This window comes from Rhodobacter lacus (assembly GCF_042683065.1).
Taxonomy (GTDB): domain Bacteria; phylum Pseudomonadota; class Alphaproteobacteria; order Rhodobacterales; family Rhodobacteraceae; genus Rhodobacter; species Rhodobacter lacus.
Genome location: NZ_JBHUIX010000013.1, coordinates 432,309 through 451,193 on the forward strand (window position 1 = coordinate 432,309; position 18,885 = coordinate 451,193).

13 protein-coding genes are annotated in these 18,885 nt (G+C 67.4%); 7 read left to right on the forward strand and 6 right to left on the reverse strand.

What is annotated here, in order from left to right; genetic code table 11:
* The 3 genes from ACFSM0_RS14260 to ACFSM0_RS14270 all read right to left on the reverse strand — a co-directional run bounded on the left by ACFSM0_RS14260 (position 1) and on the right by ACFSM0_RS14270 (position 5,889).
* The gene (locus ACFSM0_RS14260) at positions 1–3,201 is read right to left on the reverse strand and encodes a sensor domain-containing protein (protein ID WP_377391679.1); all 3,201 of its coding nucleotides are present in this window, start codon (positions 3,199–3,201) and stop codon (positions 1–3) included.
* A gap of 163 nt (positions 3,202–3,364) precedes the next feature.
* Positions 3,365–4,930 carry an autoinducer-2 kinase gene (lsrK, locus tag ACFSM0_RS14265; RefSeq protein ID WP_377391682.1) on the reverse strand — a complete coding sequence of 522 codons (1,566 nt, stop codon included), beginning with the start codon at positions 4,928–4,930 and terminating at the stop codon, positions 3,365–3,367.
* Entirely contained in the window at positions 4,930–5,889 is a 960-nt protein-coding gene (locus ACFSM0_RS14270; RefSeq protein WP_377391685.1) for a sugar-binding transcriptional regulator, read from the reverse strand. Before ACFSM0_RS14270 ends, lsrK begins: the two co-directional genes overlap by 1 nt.
* 253 nt (positions 5,890–6,142) lie before the next feature.
* Here ACFSM0_RS14270 and ACFSM0_RS14275 point away from each other — a divergent pair, with 253 nt between their 5' ends.
* From ACFSM0_RS14275 to lsrF, 7 genes are all read left to right on the forward strand, one after another.
* Positions 6,143–6,460 carry an antibiotic biosynthesis monooxygenase gene (locus tag ACFSM0_RS14275; RefSeq protein WP_377391688.1) on the forward strand — a complete coding sequence of 106 codons (318 nt, stop codon included), beginning with the start codon at positions 6,143–6,145 and terminating at the stop codon, positions 6,458–6,460.
* A 5-nt stretch (positions 6,461–6,465) separates the two neighbouring features.
* A complete protein-coding gene (locus ACFSM0_RS14280) occupies positions 6,466–7,182 on the forward strand; it encodes an orotidine 5'-phosphate decarboxylase / HUMPS family protein (RefSeq protein ID WP_377391691.1) in 717 nt (238 codons plus the stop codon).
* On the forward strand, positions 7,172–8,671 hold the full coding sequence (locus tag ACFSM0_RS14285) for a sugar ABC transporter ATP-binding protein (RefSeq protein WP_377391694.1): 1,500 nt from the start codon (positions 7,172–7,174) through the stop codon (positions 8,669–8,671). Before ACFSM0_RS14280 ends, ACFSM0_RS14285 begins: the two co-directional genes overlap by 11 nt.
* Positions 8,668–9,699: an ABC transporter permease subunit gene (locus tag ACFSM0_RS14290; protein ID WP_377391697.1), complete on the forward strand. Its 1,032-nt coding sequence runs from the start codon at positions 8,668–8,670 to the stop codon at positions 9,697–9,699. Before ACFSM0_RS14285 ends, ACFSM0_RS14290 begins: the two co-directional genes overlap by 4 nt.
* Complete coding sequence (locus tag ACFSM0_RS14295; RefSeq protein WP_377391700.1) at positions 9,696–10,748, forward strand: ABC transporter permease; 1,053 nt, start codon at positions 9,696–9,698, stop codon at positions 10,746–10,748. The genes ACFSM0_RS14290 and ACFSM0_RS14295 overlap by 4 nt, the downstream gene beginning before the upstream one ends.
* Positions 10,749–10,822: 74 nt before the next feature.
* Complete coding sequence (lsrB, locus tag ACFSM0_RS14300; RefSeq protein ID WP_377391703.1) at positions 10,823–11,857, forward strand: autoinducer 2 ABC transporter substrate-binding protein LsrB; 1,035 nt, start codon at positions 10,823–10,825, stop codon at positions 11,855–11,857.
* Between the two features lie 85 nt (positions 11,858–11,942).
* Positions 11,943–12,839, forward strand: coding sequence for a 3-hydroxy-5-phosphonooxypentane-2,4-dione thiolase (gene lsrF, locus ACFSM0_RS14305; RefSeq protein WP_377391706.1), 897 nt, complete (start codon positions 11,943–11,945; stop codon positions 12,837–12,839).
* A gap of 72 nt (positions 12,840–12,911) precedes the next feature.
* Here lsrF and ACFSM0_RS14310 read toward each other — a convergent pair whose 3' ends face one another.
* The 3 genes from ACFSM0_RS14310 to ACFSM0_RS14320 all read right to left on the reverse strand — a co-directional run bounded on the left by ACFSM0_RS14310 (position 12,912) and on the right by ACFSM0_RS14320 (position 18,882).
* Entirely contained in the window at positions 12,912–14,234 is a 1,323-nt protein-coding gene (locus ACFSM0_RS14310; RefSeq protein ID WP_377391709.1) for a serine hydroxymethyltransferase, read from the reverse strand.
* 68 nt (positions 14,235–14,302) lie between these two features.
* Complete coding sequence (locus tag ACFSM0_RS14315) at positions 14,303–17,689, reverse strand: AAA family ATPase (protein WP_377392485.1); 3,387 nt, start codon at positions 17,687–17,689, stop codon at positions 14,303–14,305.
* On the reverse strand, positions 17,689–18,882 hold the full coding sequence (locus ACFSM0_RS14320) for a metallophosphoesterase family protein (RefSeq protein WP_377391712.1): 1,194 nt from the start codon (positions 18,880–18,882) through the stop codon (positions 17,689–17,691). The genes ACFSM0_RS14315 and ACFSM0_RS14320 overlap by 1 nt, the downstream gene beginning before the upstream one ends.
* Positions 18,883–18,885 lie beyond the last annotated feature (3 nt).

Genomic DNA, 18,885 nt, shown 5'->3' on the forward strand with positions numbered 1-18,885 from the left:
TCAGGCCTGCAGGCGGGCGGCAGCCTCCGGGAGCAGATTTCGCGCCGGGGGCAGGCTCGGCGGCGTATCCTTGAGCGCATCGTGATGCCAGACCATCGCGCGCAGATGCCGCGGCAGGTCCGCCTCGTCGAGCGGTTCGGCATAAAGGAAACCCTGCAGCACATCGCAGCCCATCTCGCGCAGCAGCCGCGCCTGTTCGGGCGTCTCCACCCCCTCGGCCACGGTGCGCACATTTTGCGAGGTGGCGAGATCGACGATCATCTTCACCATCCGCCGCGCGCCCCGATCCTCGACAATCGGCGCCACGATCCGGCGGTCGATCTTGAGCGCCGTGGGCGCGATTTGCATCAGCCCGAGAATCGAGGCATGCCCGGAGCCGAAATCGTCGATCTCGATATCGATGCCGAGGGCCCGGATCTCTTCCAGATGGCGGCGGAAGGTCTCGCTTTCCTCCTCCACGAGGATCGATTCGACCAGTTCAAACGCCACGCGCGTCTCGCCCCCCGCCATGCGCCGGGCCGCGCGCAGCACCTCTGGGTCATGCAGATGGCCGGAGCTGACGTTGAAGCTGACGCGCGGCACGATCAGGCCCCCTTCGCGCCAGCGCTCCAGCACCGGCGCGGTTTTCTGCATCACGATCCGGTCGAGTTCGGGCACAAGGCGCAATTGCTCCGCAATCGGCATGAACTGGCCGGGCGTGAGGATGCCACGCGTCGGATGGCGCCAGCGCACCAGCGCCTCGACCCCGACAAGGTTGCCGGTGCGCGCGCAGATCTGCGGCTGAAAGAACGGCACGAATTCGTCGTTTTCCAGCGCGGCGCGGAACGCGACCGAGAGTTGCCAGTTGGAGCGGATCTCGGCGGCGACGGTGCCGGTGAACACTTCGATCCGGTTGCGACCGCTTTCCTTGGCGCGGTAGAGCGCGGCATCGGCCCAGATTTGCAGATCATCTTCGGGGCCGGTGAGGTCGGCGGCATAGGCAATGCCGAAACTCGCCGTCAGCCGCACCGGTCGACCGGCGATCTCCAAGGGCAGGGCAAGGCGCGCGCGGATGGATTCGGCGCGTGCCCGCGCCGCGGCGCGCAGCGCATCGGGGCTGCGCCCCGTTTTCGGCGCGATGCCCTCTCCGGCGAGCACGAGCGAGAATTCGTCACCGCCGATCCGCGCCGCCATGTCTCCCGGGCGCGCGTGCTGGCGCAAGACTTCGGCCACATGGCGCAGCACCAGATCCCCCGCCAGATGACCGAGCGTGTCGTTGATATGCTTGAAGTGATCGAGGTCGAGCCGGATCAGCGCGCCCTGCGGGCTGCTGTTGCCGCGTGCGCGTGCCTGCAGCTCTTTCACGAACCGGTCGTAATAGCGCCGGTTCGGCAACCCGGTCAGCCCGTCATGAAGCGCCTGATGCTCGTTTTCGGCGCGCATCGCCTCGGAGGCGCGATGCGCCTGGTGCAGCTCTTCCTCGCGGCGCACGTCATTGGTGATGTCATGCAGCGCGCCGGTCCAGACGAGGGTGCCATCCGCCTCGCTGCGCGGCGTGGCGGAGCCCGCGAGCCAGACCGGGCCGCGGCGCGGATGGGTGAGCCGCATGCGGATCTGCCAGATGGTGTGCGTCTGCGCGCCCGCGTCGCGCCGGGCGATGCAGTCGGCCCGCTCGTCTTCGGGAAGGAGATCGGTGAACCCGTTCTCAAGCGTATCGATCCGGGCGCGGGGGACGCCGAGCATGTCGCACAGGTGATCGTTGGCATAGGCAAAGGCCGAGCGCCCGTCGGGGAACTGGTGCCATTCAAACAGCCCGACCTGCACGAGGTTGGAGATCGTCGAAAGCTGGGCGTGGGCCGCGGCGACTTCGGCGGCGGCAGAGGCGGCGCGGCGCTCCATTTCGAGCGGCGCGGTGATGTCCATGATCTTGCCAAACCATGCCACGCCCCCTTCGGCGCGCGTCACCGGGTTGGCCTCGACATGCAGCCAGATCCGGCCCTTGGTCGGATGCTCGACGCGGTGGCGGAACGCAACCCGCTCCAGCGCCACGCAAGAGCGCGCATAGGCGGCGCGGACCTCGGCGGCATCTTCGGGCGGAACATGCCGGAAATAGGTTTCGGACGAGGCGCGCAGGTCTGCCGCGTCAACCCCGAGAAGGCGCGCCATCTGGCGGGTGAAAAAGGCAAAACTTGGCCGCCCGCCGCCCCAGCGGTATTCGAAAAGCGCGCCGGGGCTGTTTTGCGCCACCGCGTTAATCGTGTCATGCGCCAGTTGCAGCGCCTGAGCCATCTCCGCGGTGCGGCTCTCGCTGCTCTTGAGCGCATCAATGTCGATATGCGCGCCGGTGAGCAGCGGCGGCAGGCCGCGCGCGCTGCGGTCCACCCGGCGCCCGACGGTGCGATACCAGTGATAGCTGCCATCGTGGTGGCGCAGCCGGTGCTCGCGCTGAAACACCGCGGTGCGCCCGTCGATCACCTCGGCCATGTCGAACATGGTGGCGGGAAGATCGTCGGGATGGATCAGCGCGCGCAAGCCCTTGAGCGTGGCGGGAACCTCGCCGGGCTCGTAGCCCAGCAGGTGATAGGCGTTGTCCGTGGTCCGGGCGGTTGTGCCACTGACGTCAAGGCGCCAATGCGCAATCCGCCCGGCGCTCGAGGTGGTGCGCAGAAGCTCCTCGCCCTCTTCGGCGCGCAGCCGCGCCTCCTCGGCCTCGGCAAGCGCCTGGGTCAGGCAGGCCTCCGCATGCTTGCGCGCGTCAATATCGGTCAGGCTGCCGCAGACGATTGCCGGCGGCTCCCCGTCGGTGGGGGTCAGCTTGCGCCCACAGGCATGGAACCATTTCCACGTGCCATCCTTGCGCGCGAGGCGGTAATCGATCTCGAAATGGGTGCTGTGATCGGCAAGCAGCGCCTCCATCGCGGCGATGGTGGCATCGCGGTCTTCCGGGTGGAGACGCGCGCGCACCCAGGCCGAATCGAGCGCCACCTCTCCGGGGGTGAAGCCGAGCAGGTGGAAATAGCTCTCCGTGGCCCACATCCGTCGGGTGGCGATTTCGAAATACCAATGCCCGATCGCGCTCGGTGCGCTGACCGCGCGCCAGAGCGCCTCCATCTCGGGCATCAACGCCTCGCGGCCTGACATCAGGCTGTGATCGGTGGCAGGCAGCAAGAGGGGGGCTGCGCCTGTCGGTTCTGTCCTGCCCGCATCCTGGAAATTCTGCACCTTCCGACCCTTTCCGGTCAGTTCCGCCGCTTGGTCCAGTTTCTGTCATGATGGCTAATGAAAGGTTAAAATGTTCAATCTGCGGCAATTCGTTTCGATCTGAACAACAATCGGCCCGGCGCGCGCGGGCGGCCGGGCCAAAACGAGCGGGTGAGCGGGGGGCTCAGCTTCCGGGGGCGCGCCACATCGCTTCGGTGATGCCCTGATCGACGAGTGTTTTTTGTGCGGCATAGGCGACCTGCCAGCGGTCCCGCGCCGCGTCATAGACGCCGCGATTGGCGGGGTTGGGCGCCACCGCGCGATCCCAGCGCACGAAGGCGCGCCCGGCCTCCGCAAGGTCGGCAAACTGGCCCACCCCGGTGGCCGCCGCGGCGGCCCCGCCCAGCGCGGTCGCCTCGCGCACCTGCGGAATGCGGATCTCCCGGCCCGTCACATCGGCAAGGATCTGCGGCCAGAGCACGCCCTTGGCGGCACCGCCCGCCAGCGTGAGCGGGCCGCTGCCGCCCACCCCCGCGAAGGCCTCGACCCGCGCGAGGTTCACCGCGGCAACAATCGCGGCATTTTCCTGAATCGCCCGGAAGATCGCGCCCTTGCCGGATTTTTCCGGGTCGATCGAGAGGTTCAGGAGCGAGGGCGCGGCATGATACCAATTGCCGAAATCCATCGCATCGGAATAGATCGGGATGATCCCATGCGCGCCCGGCGGCACCTGCATGGCCAGCTCTTCCATCAGCGCATAGGCATCGCGCCCGGTCGCCAGCGCGCGTTGCACTTCCGCCTGACAAAACGCGTCACGGAACCAGCGTGCGGTCAGCCCTACGAAAAAGCTCAGCGCCTCGGCCTGGTTCATCCCCGCCACGGCCGCCGAGTTCACGCGCAGCCGCATCGTTTCGTCGACCTTGCCCTGCGGGATGTTGACGACCTGCTGCCAGAAGGTGCCGCCCAGCACCGCGGCAGAGCCAAGCTCCACCACCCCAAGCCCGATCGCGCCCAGCTGCACATCGCCGCCCCCCGCGATCATCGGCGTGCCCTCGGCAAGGCCGGTTTCTGCGGCGGCGGCGGCGGTCACATGGCCGACAAGCGCCCCCGGCTCGACAATACGCGGAAAGATCGCCCGGTCGAGCCCGGCTTTCGCGATCAGCTCTTCCGACCAGGTGCGGGTGGCAAGATCGAGAAGCCCGTTGGTCGAGCCATTCGTCGGTTCCACCGTGATCTCACCGGTCAGCTTTGCACCGATCCAGTCGTTCACCATCGAGAGCGCGCGGACACGGTCGAAGATTTCGGGCGCATGGCGGCGCACCCAGTTGAGCCGCGGCAGCGCGCCAAGCGCGAAGGTCTCGCCCGAGACGGCATAAAACGCGCGCTCGAAATCGGCGCCCTGCGCGCGCAGCGCCTTCACCTCTTCGGTGGCGCGGCTGTCGACATTGGCGCAGGCCCAGATCTCGCGGCCCGCCCCGTCATAAAGCACGATCGCCTCGCGCATCGAGGTGGCGGAGATCGCGGCAATATCGCTGCCCGTCAGCCCCGCCTGCGCGAGCGCGCCCTTGATGCAGCGCGTGAGCAGCGCCCAGCCGCCCCGCACGTCAAAGGCCATCGAACCGGGCACGCCCTCCTCGGGCAGGTGGCGCCATTCCTCCTGCGCGACGCCACATTGGCGCCCCTCGCGATCAAACACGACAGCACGGCCGGAGCCGGTGCCGGCATCCAGAACAAGCAGGTGGGTTTTCATCAGATCCTCCGCAACAGATCCCGCGCTGTCGGCTCGTCGGTCACCAAAATATTGGCAAGCCGACCCCGCAACAGGCCCAGAATCGCTTCCACTTTTTCGGGTCCCGCGGCGGCGGCCACCACCGAGGGGATCTGGCGCATATCCTGCGGCGTCACAGCGACAACGTGGCGGTGCACATCGAGATCGAGAATCTGCCCGTCACCGTCGTAGAAATAGCCCAGAATATCGCCCACCGCGCCGCGCCGGGTGAAAAGCTCGATCTCGGTGGCGGTGCAATAGCCGTAGCGCACCAGCGTGGCCGAGCGCGCCACCGAGCCCACGCCGATCATCGCGAGCTTTGCGGTCAGCGCCATGTCGAGCACATGGCGCACATAGGGTTCGAGCCGGAGCATGTCTGCAAGCTCCGGCGAGGAAACGCGCAAGGGCGTCGGAATCAGATGCGCAAAGCCCTGCGGCCCATAAAGCCCGGTGGTGCCGATATAGGCGGAAACGCCGCCCGTGAGGCTGACAAGCGAGATATTCGATTGCGGGAACACCGGCGCCATATAGCGCAGCGTGGTCGAGGTGGCGTCGCCCCAGCCGATCGCCAGAAGGTCATTGGGCACGAGATGCTGCATCAGGAGGCTTGCCGCGGCGCGGCCGATCCGCGGCGCCCCGGCGGTGCCCTCGGGGGCGGCGGGCACCACCCGCGCATCGGCGAGCCCGAAGGCGGCGATCAGCTCTTCTTGCAGCGCCATGCTGCCCTGATGCGGCGAGTTGATGCGCAACTCGATCAAACCGCTCTGGCGGCCCTTTTCCAGAAGCCGCGAGACCTTGATGCGCGAGACGCCCAGCATGTCCGCAATCTGGTTCTGCGTCAGCCCGTCGTTGTAATAGTACCATGCGGCGCGGCTGATCTGCTCGATCTCGTCTGCATCCAGCACTGCCGCACCGTCGTGCGGTGCTGTGACCTGGCTCATCCTCCAGTCCTCCCGGTGTGCAGAGGATCACTTGATGATCAATCTGTCAATAATGGAGCGCGGAAAATCGCTGTCATTCGCTATCAGTAAGGATTTCACCCTCTGTTCTCGCTTGACAGGTTTGATCAAAAGGTTTTGCATGGAACAAATGATCGGTAGCAGAGTCCCGAGCCAGACGGCTCGCCGCCGATCCCCCCATCTGCGTGGAGGCAGCGGGGGAGGAGGAAAAGGGCTCGTCGCGAGGAGGCGTTCGATGTTCGTTCAATTTGTCCACATCCGGGTCAAACCGGGCTGCGTGCAGGACTTCTATGATGTGTTCCGCATCAATTTTGAGGGCACCCGCGCGGAGCCGGGCAATTACCGGTTTGATGTGCTGCAAGACCCGCAGGACGACCATCACTTCGTGATCTACGAAGCCTTTGCCGATGAGGCCGCGGTCGATGCCCACCGCAAGACGCCCCATTACGCGAAGGTTGTCGAAGGGCTCGCCAAGATCCAGATCGGCGGCCGTGAGAAGGATTATTACCGCATGATCATGCCCGATCATGCGGCGGCGCTGACCGGGGAGTAAGCGTCATGATCAGCGTGACCCGCGCCCTGCGGGCCCGCGCACGTGGCATCGGGGTGGGCGTCTTCGCCGCCCCGGCTGCGGCGATGGGAGCTGCGCTCGACGCCCTCGACGGGCTCGAAGTGGTGCATTTCGATATCATGGATGGGGTGTTCGTGCCGCAACTGACGGGCGGAGCGGCCTTTGTGGCGGCGCTTGGCACCGATGTGCTGCGCGATGTGCATCTGATGGTGGCCAATCCGTCGGCGCAGGTGGCAGGTTTTGCCGCGGCGGGCGCCGATATCATCACCGTGCATGCCGAGGCGCCGGATGCGGCCGAGGCGCTGGCGAGCGTGCGCGTTGAAGCCGAACGGCTCGGGCGCCCGATCCTTGCCGGGCTTGGCGTGATGCCGGGCACGGAGATCGCGGATCTCGATGCGCTTTTGGCGCTGGAGCCCGACCTTGTTTTGGTGCTGGCGCTCGATCCGCGCGACGGGGCGGCGCCCAATGTGCCTGAGGCCGCGGCGCGGCTCGCGGCGCTGCGGGTGCGCTGTGCGCCTTTCGCGCCGGTGCTCGCGATTGACGGTGGCATCACCGACAAGAGCATCGAGGCCGCCTGTGCCTCGGGCGCCGATCTCGTCGTTTCGGGCAGTGCGATTTTCAAGGCGGCAAATCCGGCTGAAATGCTGGCGCGGCTGTCGGCCGTGCGCGCCGCCAATGATCTGGGGGGCGATCATGCAAAGTGAAAGCAAAACCCCGCTGGTGGCCCTGCGCGGCATCTGGAAAGTGTTCGAAAGCGTGACCGTGCTGCGCGGCATTGATTTCGAGATCTATCCCGGGCAGGTGCATGCGCTTCTGGGCGGGAATGGTTCGGGCAAGTCGACCATCGTGAAGATCATCTCCGGCGCCTACAAGCCGACCGCCGGGGCGGTCGAGGTGGACGGCGTGCCGGTCGCGCTTGGCAAGCCCTCGGAGGCCCATGCCAAGGGCATCTACATGGTGCCGCAGGAGCCGCATATCTTCCCGAACCTGACGGTGCTGGAAAACCTGACGATGGGGCTTGCGGGCGAGCGCGCGGAGAATGCGCGCCGCGCTGAAAAGCTTGCCGCCGAGATCGGGCTTGAGGTCGATTTCTCCGCCCCCGGAGGCGAGCTTTCGATTGCCAACCAGCAGCTTGTGGAGATCGTGCGGGGGCTGTTGCGCAATGCGCATGTGCTGATCCTCGACGAGCCGACCTCGTCGCTCACGCGCCGCGAGGTCGCGAGCCTTGCCGCAGAGGTGAAACATCTCACCGCGCAGGGGATCGGCATTCTCTTCATCTCGCACCGGCTGAACGAAGTGCTCGAGATGTCCGACCGCGTGTCTGTGCTGCGCGACGGCCATTTCGTGCTGTCGCGCCCGGCCTCCGAACTCACCGCCGACCAACTGGTCGAGGCGATGTTGCCCGAGGATTTCACGCCGCCCGCGGCGGATGCCAAAACCTGCTGCAAGGTCGCCGGAGCGGCACCGGTTCTGGAGGTGAAAGGGCTTTCGGGCCGTGCCTTCCGCGATGTGAACTTTGAGGTCTATCCCGGCGAAGTGGTTGGGATTTCCGGCGTTGTCGGATCGGGGCGGACGGAATTTGCCGAGGCGATCTTCGGCATTGATACCGAGGCCACGGGCGAGGTGATCATTGCCGGCAAAACGGCGCCCGAACGCTCGCCGCAGATCTGCCAGCAGATGGGGCTTTCCTATGTTCCCGAAGACCGGCATGCGCATGGGATCTTTCTGGCGCTGCCCTCGGCGCAAACGATCTCTTCGGGGCTGATGTCGCTGCCCGGCGCACGCTTCATGAGCGAGGCGGAGGAGCACAAGCTCGCCACCGGGTTCATTGACCGGCTGCGCATCAAGCTCTCTTCGCCGATGCAATCGGCCAAAACGCTCTCGGGCGGCAACCAGCAAAAGATCGTGCTGGCGAAAACCCTCGCGCCCGCGCCGCGGGTCGTCATTCTGGACGAACCCACCCGCGGTATCGACGCGCGGGCGCGCCAGGATGTGTACCGGATCATCCGCGAACTCACCGCTGATGGCGTGGGCGTTGTCGTGATCTCCTCCGAAGTGGGCGAGATCGCCGAGGTCAGTGACCGGGTCTTGATCATGAAACGCGGCCGCTTGGGCGCTTTGCCCGAGGGCATCACGGCGGTCGAGCAGATCTCGGCTGCGACCTTTGATGCGAAGGGAGGCGCAGGAGCATGATGAGACTTCTGAAAAGCCGCGAATTGCTGGTGTTGATCCTGCTGGTCGGCATGATCCTCGCCGTGGCCACGCAAAACCACGCGGTGCTGCGCCCGCTCACGCTGATCAACATCGTCAACTCGTCCCTCTTCCTGATGCTGATCGCGGTGGGGCAGATGTTCGTGGTGCAGACGCGCGGCATCGACGTTTCGGTCGGCGCGATCGCGGGCCTCTCGGCGGTGATCTTCGGCTTTGCGCTGAACGCGGGTATTCCGCTGCCGCTCGCCATGCTCTGCGCGCTCGCCACCGGCGCCGCCGCGGGGGCGGTGAACGCGGTGGGCGTGGTCTTCATCGGCATTCCGCCGATCATCATGACGCTCGGCACGCTCGGCGCGTACCGCGGCTTCATGCGGGTGCTGACGGGCGGAAGCTGGATCGAGTCGATCCCGCAAAGCATCAAGAGCTTTGCCGTCACCCGTTATCTGCATGTGCCGCTGATGGTCTGGGCCGTTGCCGTCTTGATCCTCGTTCTTGCCGTCGTGCTCTGGCGGGTGCGGGCCGCGCGCAACTTCTATGCGGTGGGGGATAATGCCGATGGCGCCTATCTCCTCGGCATCAACGTCAAGGCCACGCGCTTTGCCGCCTTCACCCTCTCGGGCCTCTTTGCGGGGGCGGCGGCCATCGTCTTTGTCGGCCAGATCGGCTTTGTGCCGATGCAGACCGGCAACGGGCAGGAACTCAAGGCGATTGCGGCCGTGGTGCTGGGCGGCGTCAGCCTGATGGGCGGCACTGGCACGGTCTGGTCGGCGGTGATCGGCGCGCTGTTCCTCACGGCAGTCGATTCCATGATGATCTTCCTGCATGTGCCGGGAAGCTGGAACAATGCCGTGGCGGGCGCCGTGCTCCTTGGCATCGTTGTCTTTGACTACCTGATCCGCCGCACCGTCCATAACCGTCAACTCGCCGCCCGTGCCGCCGAGATGCGCCGTGCCGAGGCGGATCAGGAGCGCGCCTCCTCTGCCACCAAAACCCGGGAGATGGCATCGTGAAACACTCTGTCTTCAAGAGCTGGGAGGCGATGCTGGCCGTCGTGCTGGTGGTCGAGCTTGGCGTCCTTGGCCTAATCAACCCCGCCTTCCTCAATGTCGAGAACCTGCTCTTTTCCACCTCGGATTTCGCGCATGTGATCATCTGCGCGGTGGGGCTGACGCTGGTGATCATGACCGGGGGCATGGACATTTCCGGCGTCTCGGTGATGGGGCTCTCCTCGATCGTGCTCGGCCTTGCCTATGTGGCGGGGGTGCCGATCTGGGGCGGCGTGGTGCTTTCGCTCGTGGTCGGGCTGTGCGCCGGGGCCTTCAATGGCGCGGTGATTGCCAAGACCGATGTGAACCCGCTCGTGATCACGCTCGCCATGCTCTTCTTCTATGCCGGGCTCGCCTCGGGTCTGCCGACGCTGCTCGACATGATGGGCTTTGCCGTGGCCGGGGCAGGGGGGTTTGAGGCCTATCAATACGAGGGCATCTCGGGCTTGCCGAAAACCTTCACCTGGGTCGGCACGGGGGCGCTTGGCTGGGTGCCGGTGCCGCTGATCATCACCGTGACCCTCGCGGCGGGCGCTACCTGGCTCATGCACCGCACCCGCTTTGGCCGGTTTCTGAAGCTGATCGGTGTCTCCGATCCGGTGGCGCGCTTTACCGGCGTGCCGGTGACGCGGACGCTTGTGACGGTCTATGCGCTCAACGGCTTTGCCTGTGCCGTCGCGGGGCTGGTGCTGAGCGCCTATTTCACCTCGGCCCGCGCCGATCTGGGGGCGGAGGCGCTTTTGAACATCATCACCGCCGTGGTGCTGGGCGGCTCGTCGATCTACGGCGGGCAGGGTTCGGTGCTGGGCACCTTCCTTGCGGGGCTGGTGCTTGGCTTCCTGCGCCAAGGGCTTCTGGCGCTCGGCATCAGCTCGGATGTCGTGCCGGTGATCGTCGGCGTGCTGCTGATCGGATCGGTGGCGCTGAAAATCGGCATGGGGGTGCTGGCCAGCCGGCGCGCCAACCGCACCGCCTATGAAGCAGAGCTTCGGGCGGTGGGAGGAAATGGCTGACGCCCGTGCCGGGCGTTGGCCGCAAGAGGCCGGGGCTGCGGCCCCGGCAGGGAAGACCAAGCGGAGGAACTACCATGACTTTCGGACGTATCGTGACCGGGCTTGCCATTGCCTCGCTCACCACGGCGCTCACCACCTTCTCGGCCAGCGCCGACAGTGCGCGCGTCGCCTTCATCCCGAAGCTGACCGGGGTCGGCTTCTTTGAAAGCGGCGGCAAGGGCGCGCTCGAGATGGGCAAGACGCTCGGCATCGACGTGAAATATGACGGGCCCAGCGAGGCCTCTGTTTCCGGTCAGGTCGAATTCATCAACAACTTCGTCAATCAGGGCTACAACGCCATCGCAATCTCGGCGCTCTCGCCCGAGGGGCTGTGTGAATCGCTCAAGCGCGCGATGGACAAGGGCGTGAAAGTGCTGACCTGGGACAGCGACACCATCCCCGCCTGCCGCAGCTACTACATCGACCAGGGTACGCCCGCCCAGCTTGGCGCGCTGCTCGTTCAGATGACCGCCGAGCAGATGGACGACCCGACCGCGCCGAAGAAAGTGGCGTTCCACTATTCCTCGCCGACGGTGACGGACCAGAACCAATGGGCCGAAGAGGCGAAGGCGATCATCGCACGCGATTATCCGAGTTGGGAAATCGTCGCGACCGAATTCTCCAACCAGGATGCGCAAAAGGCCGTGCAGGTGCCGACCGCGCTCTACCAGACCTATCCTGATCTCGATGCGATCATCTGCCCCGATGCGAACGCCCTTCCGGGCTCCGCGCAGGCGGCTGAAAACCTCGGGCTTGGCGGCTCGATCATCGTCACCGGCTTCTCGACGCCCAACACCATGCGGCAATATGTCAAGTCCGGCACGGTGAAGGAATTCGGCCTCTGGGATGTGGTCATGCAGGGCAAACTTGCCGTCTATGTGGCTGATCAGCTTGCAAATGGTGCGAGCTGGGCGATCGGCGACAAGCTCGACGTGCCCGGCGTCGGCACCGTTGAAATCTCTCCCAACTCGGTGCAGGGCTATGACTATGAAGCACCCAACAACGGTGTCATCCTGTTGCCGGAACGTACCGTATTCACTGCCGAGAACATCGACAACTTCGATTTCTGAGGCGTGATCCCCGCCGCCCGCCCCCCGGGCGGCGGGGTCTCATCCCCCGGCCGGTGCGCCCGCGCGTGCCGGCCAGAATCTGCCAATGAAAGGATCCTCCATGGCCGATCTCGACGACATCAAGGAAGGCAAGGATTTCGGGCTCGACAAGCCGGCCGACCTGCAGGGCTTCTATCTCAAAGGGGCCGCCCATTACGATTGGGGCATGAAGAACCGCCTTTCCCGGATCTTCAACCCGAAGACCGGCCGCACCGTGATGCTGGCCTTTGACCACGGCTACTTCCAGGGCCCGGCGACCGGGCTGGAGCGGATGGATCTCAACATCCTGCCGCTGTGCGACTATGCCGATGTGCTGATGTGCACCCGCGGCGCGCTGCGCTCGACCGTGCCGCCGACCAACACCAAACCGGTGGCGCTGCGCTGCTCGGGCGGCAACTCGATCCTGACCGAGCTTTCGAACGAGACCGTCGCGGTCGAGATCGAGGATGCGATCCGGCTCGGCGTCTGCGCGATGGCGGCGCAGGTCTATATCGGCTCGGAATATGAGCACAAGTCGATCACCAACGTGCTCAAGCTGATCGACACCGGCACCCGCTACGGCATCCCGACGCTCGCCGTGACGGGGGTTGGCAAGGACATGGCGCGCGACGCGCGCTACTTCGGCCTTGCCACCCGGATCGCGGCGGAACTCGGCGCGCAATACGTGAAGACCTACTTTGTCGAAGAGGGCTTCGAAAAGGTCGCCGCGGGCTGCCCGGTGCCGCTCGTGATTGCCGGTGGCAAGAAGCTCCCCGAGCTTGAAGCGCTTGAAATGGCGTATAAAGCCATTGATCAGGGCGCGGCGGGCGTCGACATGGGCCGTAACATCTTCCAGTCGGAAGCGCCGATTGCGATGATTCAGGCGGTGACCAAGGTGGTGCATGAGAACTTCACCGCCAAGGAAGCCTATCAGCTCTTCCTCGATCTCAAACAGGCCGGCTGATCCACTCACATATCAGCCGCGCCGGGCGTCCCGGGCCACTGGCCCTGGGGCGCCCACTTCGTTTCAGCCCGCTCAGCCGTGGATGAACTGCAGCGCGGTGAAGTCGCGCCGCCATGCCGCCACCTCGGGGGCGAGCGCCGCTGGGTCATTGCTGCGCAGCGCCTTGGCGATCAGCCCCGCCATCCGTGGCATCTCGGCCGGGGTCAGGCCAAAGCGGCAGATTTCGGGCGTGCCGAAGCGCAGCCCGTTGAGATCCCCCGCCACCGGATCGCGCGGCAGCCCGATACCGCAGGCAAGGAACCCGGCCTGCCGAAGCTTCCGCGCGGCGGCCTGCCCGCCGCCCAGATCCGCCGCCTCAAGCGCGAATTGATGCGAGCCGGTGATGCCCTGCGCGGTGCGGAACGGGGTGAGCCCCTCGGCTTCGAGCGCTGCGGCGAGGGCCTGCGCCGTTGCCACCATCCGCGCCGCATAGGCTGGGCCAAAATCGCGCCAGTCCAGCAAGCCCACCGCCAGCGCCGCCACCCGGCCCGCGTCGAAATTCGCGGTGAGGCCGGGATAGGCAATCGCCTCGAGCCGCTCGGCCAGGGCCGGGTCATTGGTCAGCACAAGCCCGCCCGCAGGCCCGCCAAGGCTCTTGTAGGTGCTCATCGTCATCAGATCTGCGCCCTGCGCCAGCGGATCGGGGAAGACCCCGCCCGCGATCATGCCGCATTGATGCGCGGCATCGAAGAGCAGCTTTGCCCCCACCTCGTCGCAGATCGCGCGCAAGGCGGGCACCGGATGCGCCCAGAGGTTCAGGCTCTGCCCGATCGTGATCAGCTTCGGGCGCACCTGCCGCGCGAGCGCCGCGAGCCCTTGCAAATCGACCGTGTAACCATCGGCATCGACCGGCGCCTCGAAGATTTCGAGCCCGTAGAGCCCGGCAGCGCCCGCGGCATGGTGGGTGACATGGCCCGCAATCGCGGCAGGCGGCGCGATGATCGCATCACCGGGCGCGCAGGTTGCCATGAAGGCATAAAGGTTTGCCAGCGCGCCGGAGCCAACACGGATCTCGGCAAAACGGGCCGAAAACACCGCGCAGGCGAGATCTTGGGCGATCACCTCGATCTCCTCGATCGCCTCCAGCCCGGTTTCGTATTTCTCGCCCGGATAGCCGAGCGAGGGGCGGGTGCCGAGCCCGGCAGACAGCAGCGCCTCAGCGCGCGGGTTCATCACATTGGTGGCGGGGTTGAGGTTGAAACAATCGCGCTCGTGGATCTCGCGGCTCTTGGCGGCGAGGGCCTCGATCCGGGCCGTGAGCGCGGCACTTGGCGCGCCATCAAGGGCCGTTTCAATCTCGGCAATGCGGGTCTTTGCGGCTTCGGGAAGCCAGGGGCGGGGGGCGGATGCGGTCATCGGGGTCTCCATCACGATGGCGCCACTCTCTGCCCGCACGGGGGCCGCCGCAAGGGCGTTTGATCTTCTCAGCGGGGCATTTCAACCACGTTCACGCCGGGGATCTGCGCGCGCGCGAGCGCGACGAGATGCGCGTGATGGGTGAAGAGAATGGCTTGCCCGACCGTGCCGATCCCCGCGCAAAGGCTCAGCGCGGCGCGGGCACGGCTGTCGTCAAACGTTTCCATGATATCGTCGAGGATCATCGGCAGCGGCCCCGCCTCGCGCGCAAAACTGCGGTAGCCCGCAAGGCGCAGCGCAAAATAAAGCTGCCCCATCGTGCCCGTGGACATCGCCTCCACCGGCACCGGCGTGCCGTCGGGGCCGAGCCCGACAAGCTTTTCTCCCGCCGCCTCGGTCCAGACATCGACCCCGCGCCATGCCGGCGCGGTCATCGTCACAAAGGCCGCCTCGACATCGCGCAGCATCGAGGAGCGCCGCTCCGCCGCGAGCCGCCGCAGCGCGCCGCGCGCGGCCAGAACGCCCAGCTGCGCCAGCGCCGCCGCCCGCGCGCCCTCGCGCAATTCCTCAAGCACAACAGCCTGTTCGGTGATGAGATCATCGCGCTCGGCTGCGGCATGGGCCGCGCGCCAGAGCCGCTCCGCCTCGACCTTGTCATCGCGTGCCCGGTCGCGCCCGGCCTGCGCCTCGTTCAAAGCGCGCGCCAATGCCTCGGCCCGGCCCGGGTCGGGGAGCCGGGCCAGCTCTGCCGCGAAAAGCTCCCGCTCGACCTTGTCGCGCGCGGCCCCCCGCCGCGCCTTTGCGGCCTGCATCTGGGCGCGCAGGCGATCGCGCGCGCCAAGCGCCGCGATGCGCTCGTCGGGCGGTAAATCGCCCCCCTCCTGATGGGCGAAAGCCGCGGCCAGATCACCTTCGGCCTTGCGCTGCGCCGCCTGAGCCTCGCTCAGCGTGCCTTGCCACTGTGCGGCCGCTTGCGCCTGTTCCTTTCGGTCGCGCGCGCGCTCCCGGGCTGCGGCAAGCCGGGCGCGGGCGGCATCAATCAGTGCGAGCGGGTCCGCGCCCGGATCGCTCTCAAGGATCTGCGCAAGCTGCGCGCTGCCCGCCGCCAGCGCGTCCATCGCGCGCTCCAGCGCCTCGATCCGGGCAGTGAGCGCCTCGGATTTCTCCGTAACGCGCTGGAGCGCGCGCAGATCGGGCAGGGCCGCAAGAATGGCCTGCGCATCGCGCGCAGGGAGCGGAGCGGGCAGCCGGGCGAGCGCCTGATCGGCTGCGATCTGCGCCGCTTCTGCGGCGTGCACATCCTGCGCCAGGGTTTCAAGCGCTTGCACATCGGCCTGCCAGCGCGCCCAGGCATCGCGCTGGGGGGCCTGCAGCAAAAGCGCTTCCTGGGCGCGTGCGGCAAGCGCCTCTGGCGTGGCGGTGATCCCCGCAGCCTCTGCCGCTGCCGCCAGTGTGGCCGCGGCGGCACTGCGTTGCGCAGCGGCGCTTTCGAGCGCGGCCTCGGCGGTTGCCACCGCCGCCGCCGCCGCCGCGGCCGCGGTGAGGGCGGCGTGGCGCGGGGCGAGGGCCTCGGGCACCGTCTCGGGCGCAAGGCCGAGCGCAAGGGCGCGCTGCGCCACCTCCGCCCGGAGATCGCAGAGGAGGGCGGCGGCGGCCTGCACCCTCGCGCAAGAGGTTTGCGACCGCGCGGCGGCAAGGGCGGCGCTGCGTTCGGCCTGATGCAGGCTCTGGCGCACCTCGGCACCACTCAGATAATGCGCGCGCGCCGCATCATCGGTGTGCAGGGCCGCCTCGAACGCCGCGGCGCTCTCGGCATCGAGCCGGGCACGGTGCGCGTTCCAGGCAGTGTCGCGCGCGCGCCGTGTGGCCTCGATCTGCGCGGCATCGGTTGCCTCTGGCGTGGCGCGGGCGGCCTGCACCAGCGCCTCGGCCTCGCCTTGCTCGGCGCGGCGCGCCGCAAGATCACGCTCGGCGAGGGTCAGCTCGCTTTGCGCCGCCGCACTCTTGCGGCTGATCTGATCGAGCGTTTCGAGCGCGGGAAGGCCCGCAGCAACGTGCGCGGCCCAATCCGCGGGCAGGGCCGAAGCGGCCAAGCCAAGCTGTGCCCGCGCTTGCGCCAAACGCTCTTCCTCGCGCGTCAGATCCGCCCGGGCCGCATAACCTTGCAAGGCTTTGTCGAGCAGGGAAAGGTCTTTGGGTTCAGCGGGTTGCTCTGCAATCTTGGCCTGCGCTTCGGCATGGGCCGCGCGCAGGGTGTGGCGCTTTTGCGCGGCCGCGCGCGCCGCTTGTGCTGCCGCGTCCAGCGCGTCAAGCGCGTCTGCACTGAGCCCAAGATCTGCCCCGGGGGGCAGCCCCAACCGCGCGCCGAGCGCCGTTGCCTGTGTGCTCAGAGCGTGCAATTCCGCGCGGCGGTGTTCCAGATCGGTGCGGGCGGTGGTCGCGCGCGCGAGGAGGGGGGCGTCATCGAGGCGCAGCGCATCAAGGCGCGCAAGCGCCTGCGCGAGCAGGCCCGCGGCAGGGTCTTCGGGAAGCGCGTCAAGCGCGCGTTCATGATGCGCGGCCTTTGCTGCGGACTCCGCTGCGCGCGCCTCCTGCAACGTGATCGTGGCGAGAAGGGCGGCCACGCGTTCGGCGGTGCCGGGGGGCAGATCAGGCCCGGCGGGGAGGGGGGCAAGAGCCGCTTCCAGCCGGGCGATCTCGGCGCTTTCGTGATGCCAGATCTCGGCGGCTTCCGCCGCGGCCTGCGCGTTCCGGGCGCGGATCAGCGCCGCCTCGGCCTGGTCAAAAGCGGCGGCGGCGGCATCGCGGGTTTGGGCAAGCTGATCTTCCCGGTCCGGGGTGAGGCGGGCCGTGCGCAGCTCGGCGGCAATCTCGGCGAGCCGGGCCTTGGCCATGCGCAGGGTGCCGCTGCGCGCACCGCGCCGATAAAAGCTCTCGGCCTGCGCGGTCATTGTGGCGAGCGTATCCGACATCGAGGTGAGGCCCGACATGCCCGCATGCAGAAGCTGGCCCAGATCGCCCTGCGCGCCGGCAATGCGCGCGCCGCCCTCGCGCAGCCCCTGATCATTGAGCGAGAACCGCTCCAGATAGGCCTCCCGGCCCAGCCCATGCAGCGCGCCCGACAGGATCGCTTCCGCAACCGGGCGGCCCTCGGCATCGGTGAGGGACTGGTTGCGCTTGCTGTTGCGCAGCAGCGTCATCGGCCCGCGCCCGGGCAGCACAAGCTCCGCGCCGATCAAAAGATCCGCCCGCTCAAAGCGGAAGGCATAGCGGTGCCCGCCCGCCTTCATGCCATAAAGAAGCTCAAGGAAGGCATTGAAAGCAGTAGACTTTCCCGCCTCATTGGGGCCGTGGACCAGGGTCACATCGGGCACGCCCGCTGCGGGGGTCGGAAAGGCGAGAGAGGCCTCGTGAAAGCGGCCATAGCGGATCAGATCGAGCCGGTTGAGCCGCATCACTCTGCCTCCGGGCGCGCCGCGGCGCGGTGCAACCGGGCCGTGACCTCCCCCAGAGCCGCGGCGAGCAGCGCATCAAGCTCCGTCTCGTCGAGGGTGTCGGCAATCTCGCGCGGTAGCGCAATGCGCAGCTCGGAAAGGATCTCGCGCGCCTGCTGGCGAAAGCCCGGCGCGGTGATCTCTGCCTGCATCAGCCGCATCAGGTCATCGGCCTCCGGCAGCGCTGCGTTTCGGGGCGGGTCGCGGCGGCGCAGCTTGTCGAGATGAACGTGATCAATGTCCTCGCTCAGGGCCGCGGCGAGGGCGGTGAGCTCGGCCTCGCTCTGGGTGGCGCTGGTGGCGATGATCCTGAGCGCGGTCTCCTGATCCGCGGTTCGGGCGGCATGCAAGGCGCCGCGCAGCGCCTCTGCCAGCGTGCCCTGATCGCCGCATTCGGTCAGATCAAGGGCCGCTTCGGCAAAGCGCAGCCGGGCGATGGGCTTCCAGGTGATCTCGGGCGCCCCGGCGCCAAGGGTCACAAGCGCCACAGAGCCGCCGTGCCGCTCCCCAAAATGGCGCGGTTGGGGAATGCCGGGCATCACCGCGAGCACAGTGCCCCGGCGTCGCACGAAGGGCGCATGAATATGGCCAAGGCACCACAGATCATAGCCATGCGCCATCAGCGCGGCCTCGGCGCAGGGCGCGTAGGGGTCATGGCCGGGTGCGCCCTCAAGCGAGGTATGCATCAGCCCGACATTGAGGCGCCCGGGCACCGGGGCCGGATAGTCGGGCAGGAAGCTCTCGTGCTGGTGCCCGGTCTCGAAAGAGAGCCCGTGAAAGGCGACCCCGCCAATCTCAACGCTGGGGCGGGCGCGCTCGAGCAGGTGAACCCGGGCCCCGAGCGCGCCCTGCGCGGTGTGGTCCAAAAGCGCGTCGTGGTTGCCCCGGATCAGCACGGTCTCAACCCCGGCCGCAGCGGCCCGGGCAAGCTGGGCGCTCAGATGCGCGCGCAGCTTGAGGTCGGGCTCGGCACGGTCGAAGATATCGCCCGCGAGCACGAGCACATCGACCCGCTCCGCGCACGCCAGCGACACGATATCGGTGAGGCTGTCACGGCTCGCCTGCCGCAGCCGCGCGCCCAGCGCGGGGTTGCGCAGCGCCGCCGAGCGGATCGGCGCCCCCAGATGGATATCGGCAGTGACGAGAAGGCGCATCGG

Bases quoted from the DNA above. Each gene is read 5' to 3' on its own strand.
- ACFSM0_RS14315 (WP_377392485.1), bottom strand. From the start codon at position 17,689: ATGCGGCTCAACCGGCTCGATCTGATCCGCTATGGCCGCTTTCACGAG.
- ACFSM0_RS14310 (WP_377391709.1), bottom strand. From the start codon at position 14,234: ATGACCGCATCCGCCCCCCGCCCCTGGCTTCCCGAAGCCGCAAAGACC.
- lsrB (WP_377391703.1), top strand. From the start codon at position 10,823: ATGACTTTCGGACGTATCGTGACCGGGCTTGCCATTGCCTCGCTCACC.
- lsrK (WP_377391682.1), bottom strand. From the start codon at position 4,930: ATGAAAACCCACCTGCTTGTTCTGGATGCCGGCACCGGCTCCGGCCGT.
- ACFSM0_RS14270 (WP_377391685.1), bottom strand. From the start codon at position 5,889: ATGAGCCAGGTCACAGCACCGCACGACGGTGCGGCAGTGCTGGATGCA.
- lsrF (WP_377391706.1), top strand. From the start codon at position 11,943: ATGAAAGGATCCTCCATGGCCGATCTCGACGACATCAAGGAAGGCAAG.
- ACFSM0_RS14275 (WP_377391688.1), top strand. From the start codon at position 6,143: ATGTTCGTTCAATTTGTCCACATCCGGGTCAAACCGGGCTGCGTGCAG.
- ACFSM0_RS14280 (WP_377391691.1), top strand. From the start codon at position 6,466: ATGATCAGCGTGACCCGCGCCCTGCGGGCCCGCGCACGTGGCATCGGG.
- ACFSM0_RS14290 (WP_377391697.1), top strand. From the start codon at position 8,668: ATGATGAGACTTCTGAAAAGCCGCGAATTGCTGGTGTTGATCCTGCTG.
- ACFSM0_RS14320 (WP_377391712.1), bottom strand. From the start codon at position 18,882: ATGCGCCTTCTCGTCACTGCCGATATCCATCTGGGGGCGCCGATCCGC.
- ACFSM0_RS14285 (WP_377391694.1), top strand. From the start codon at position 7,172: ATGCAAAGTGAAAGCAAAACCCCGCTGGTGGCCCTGCGCGGCATCTGG.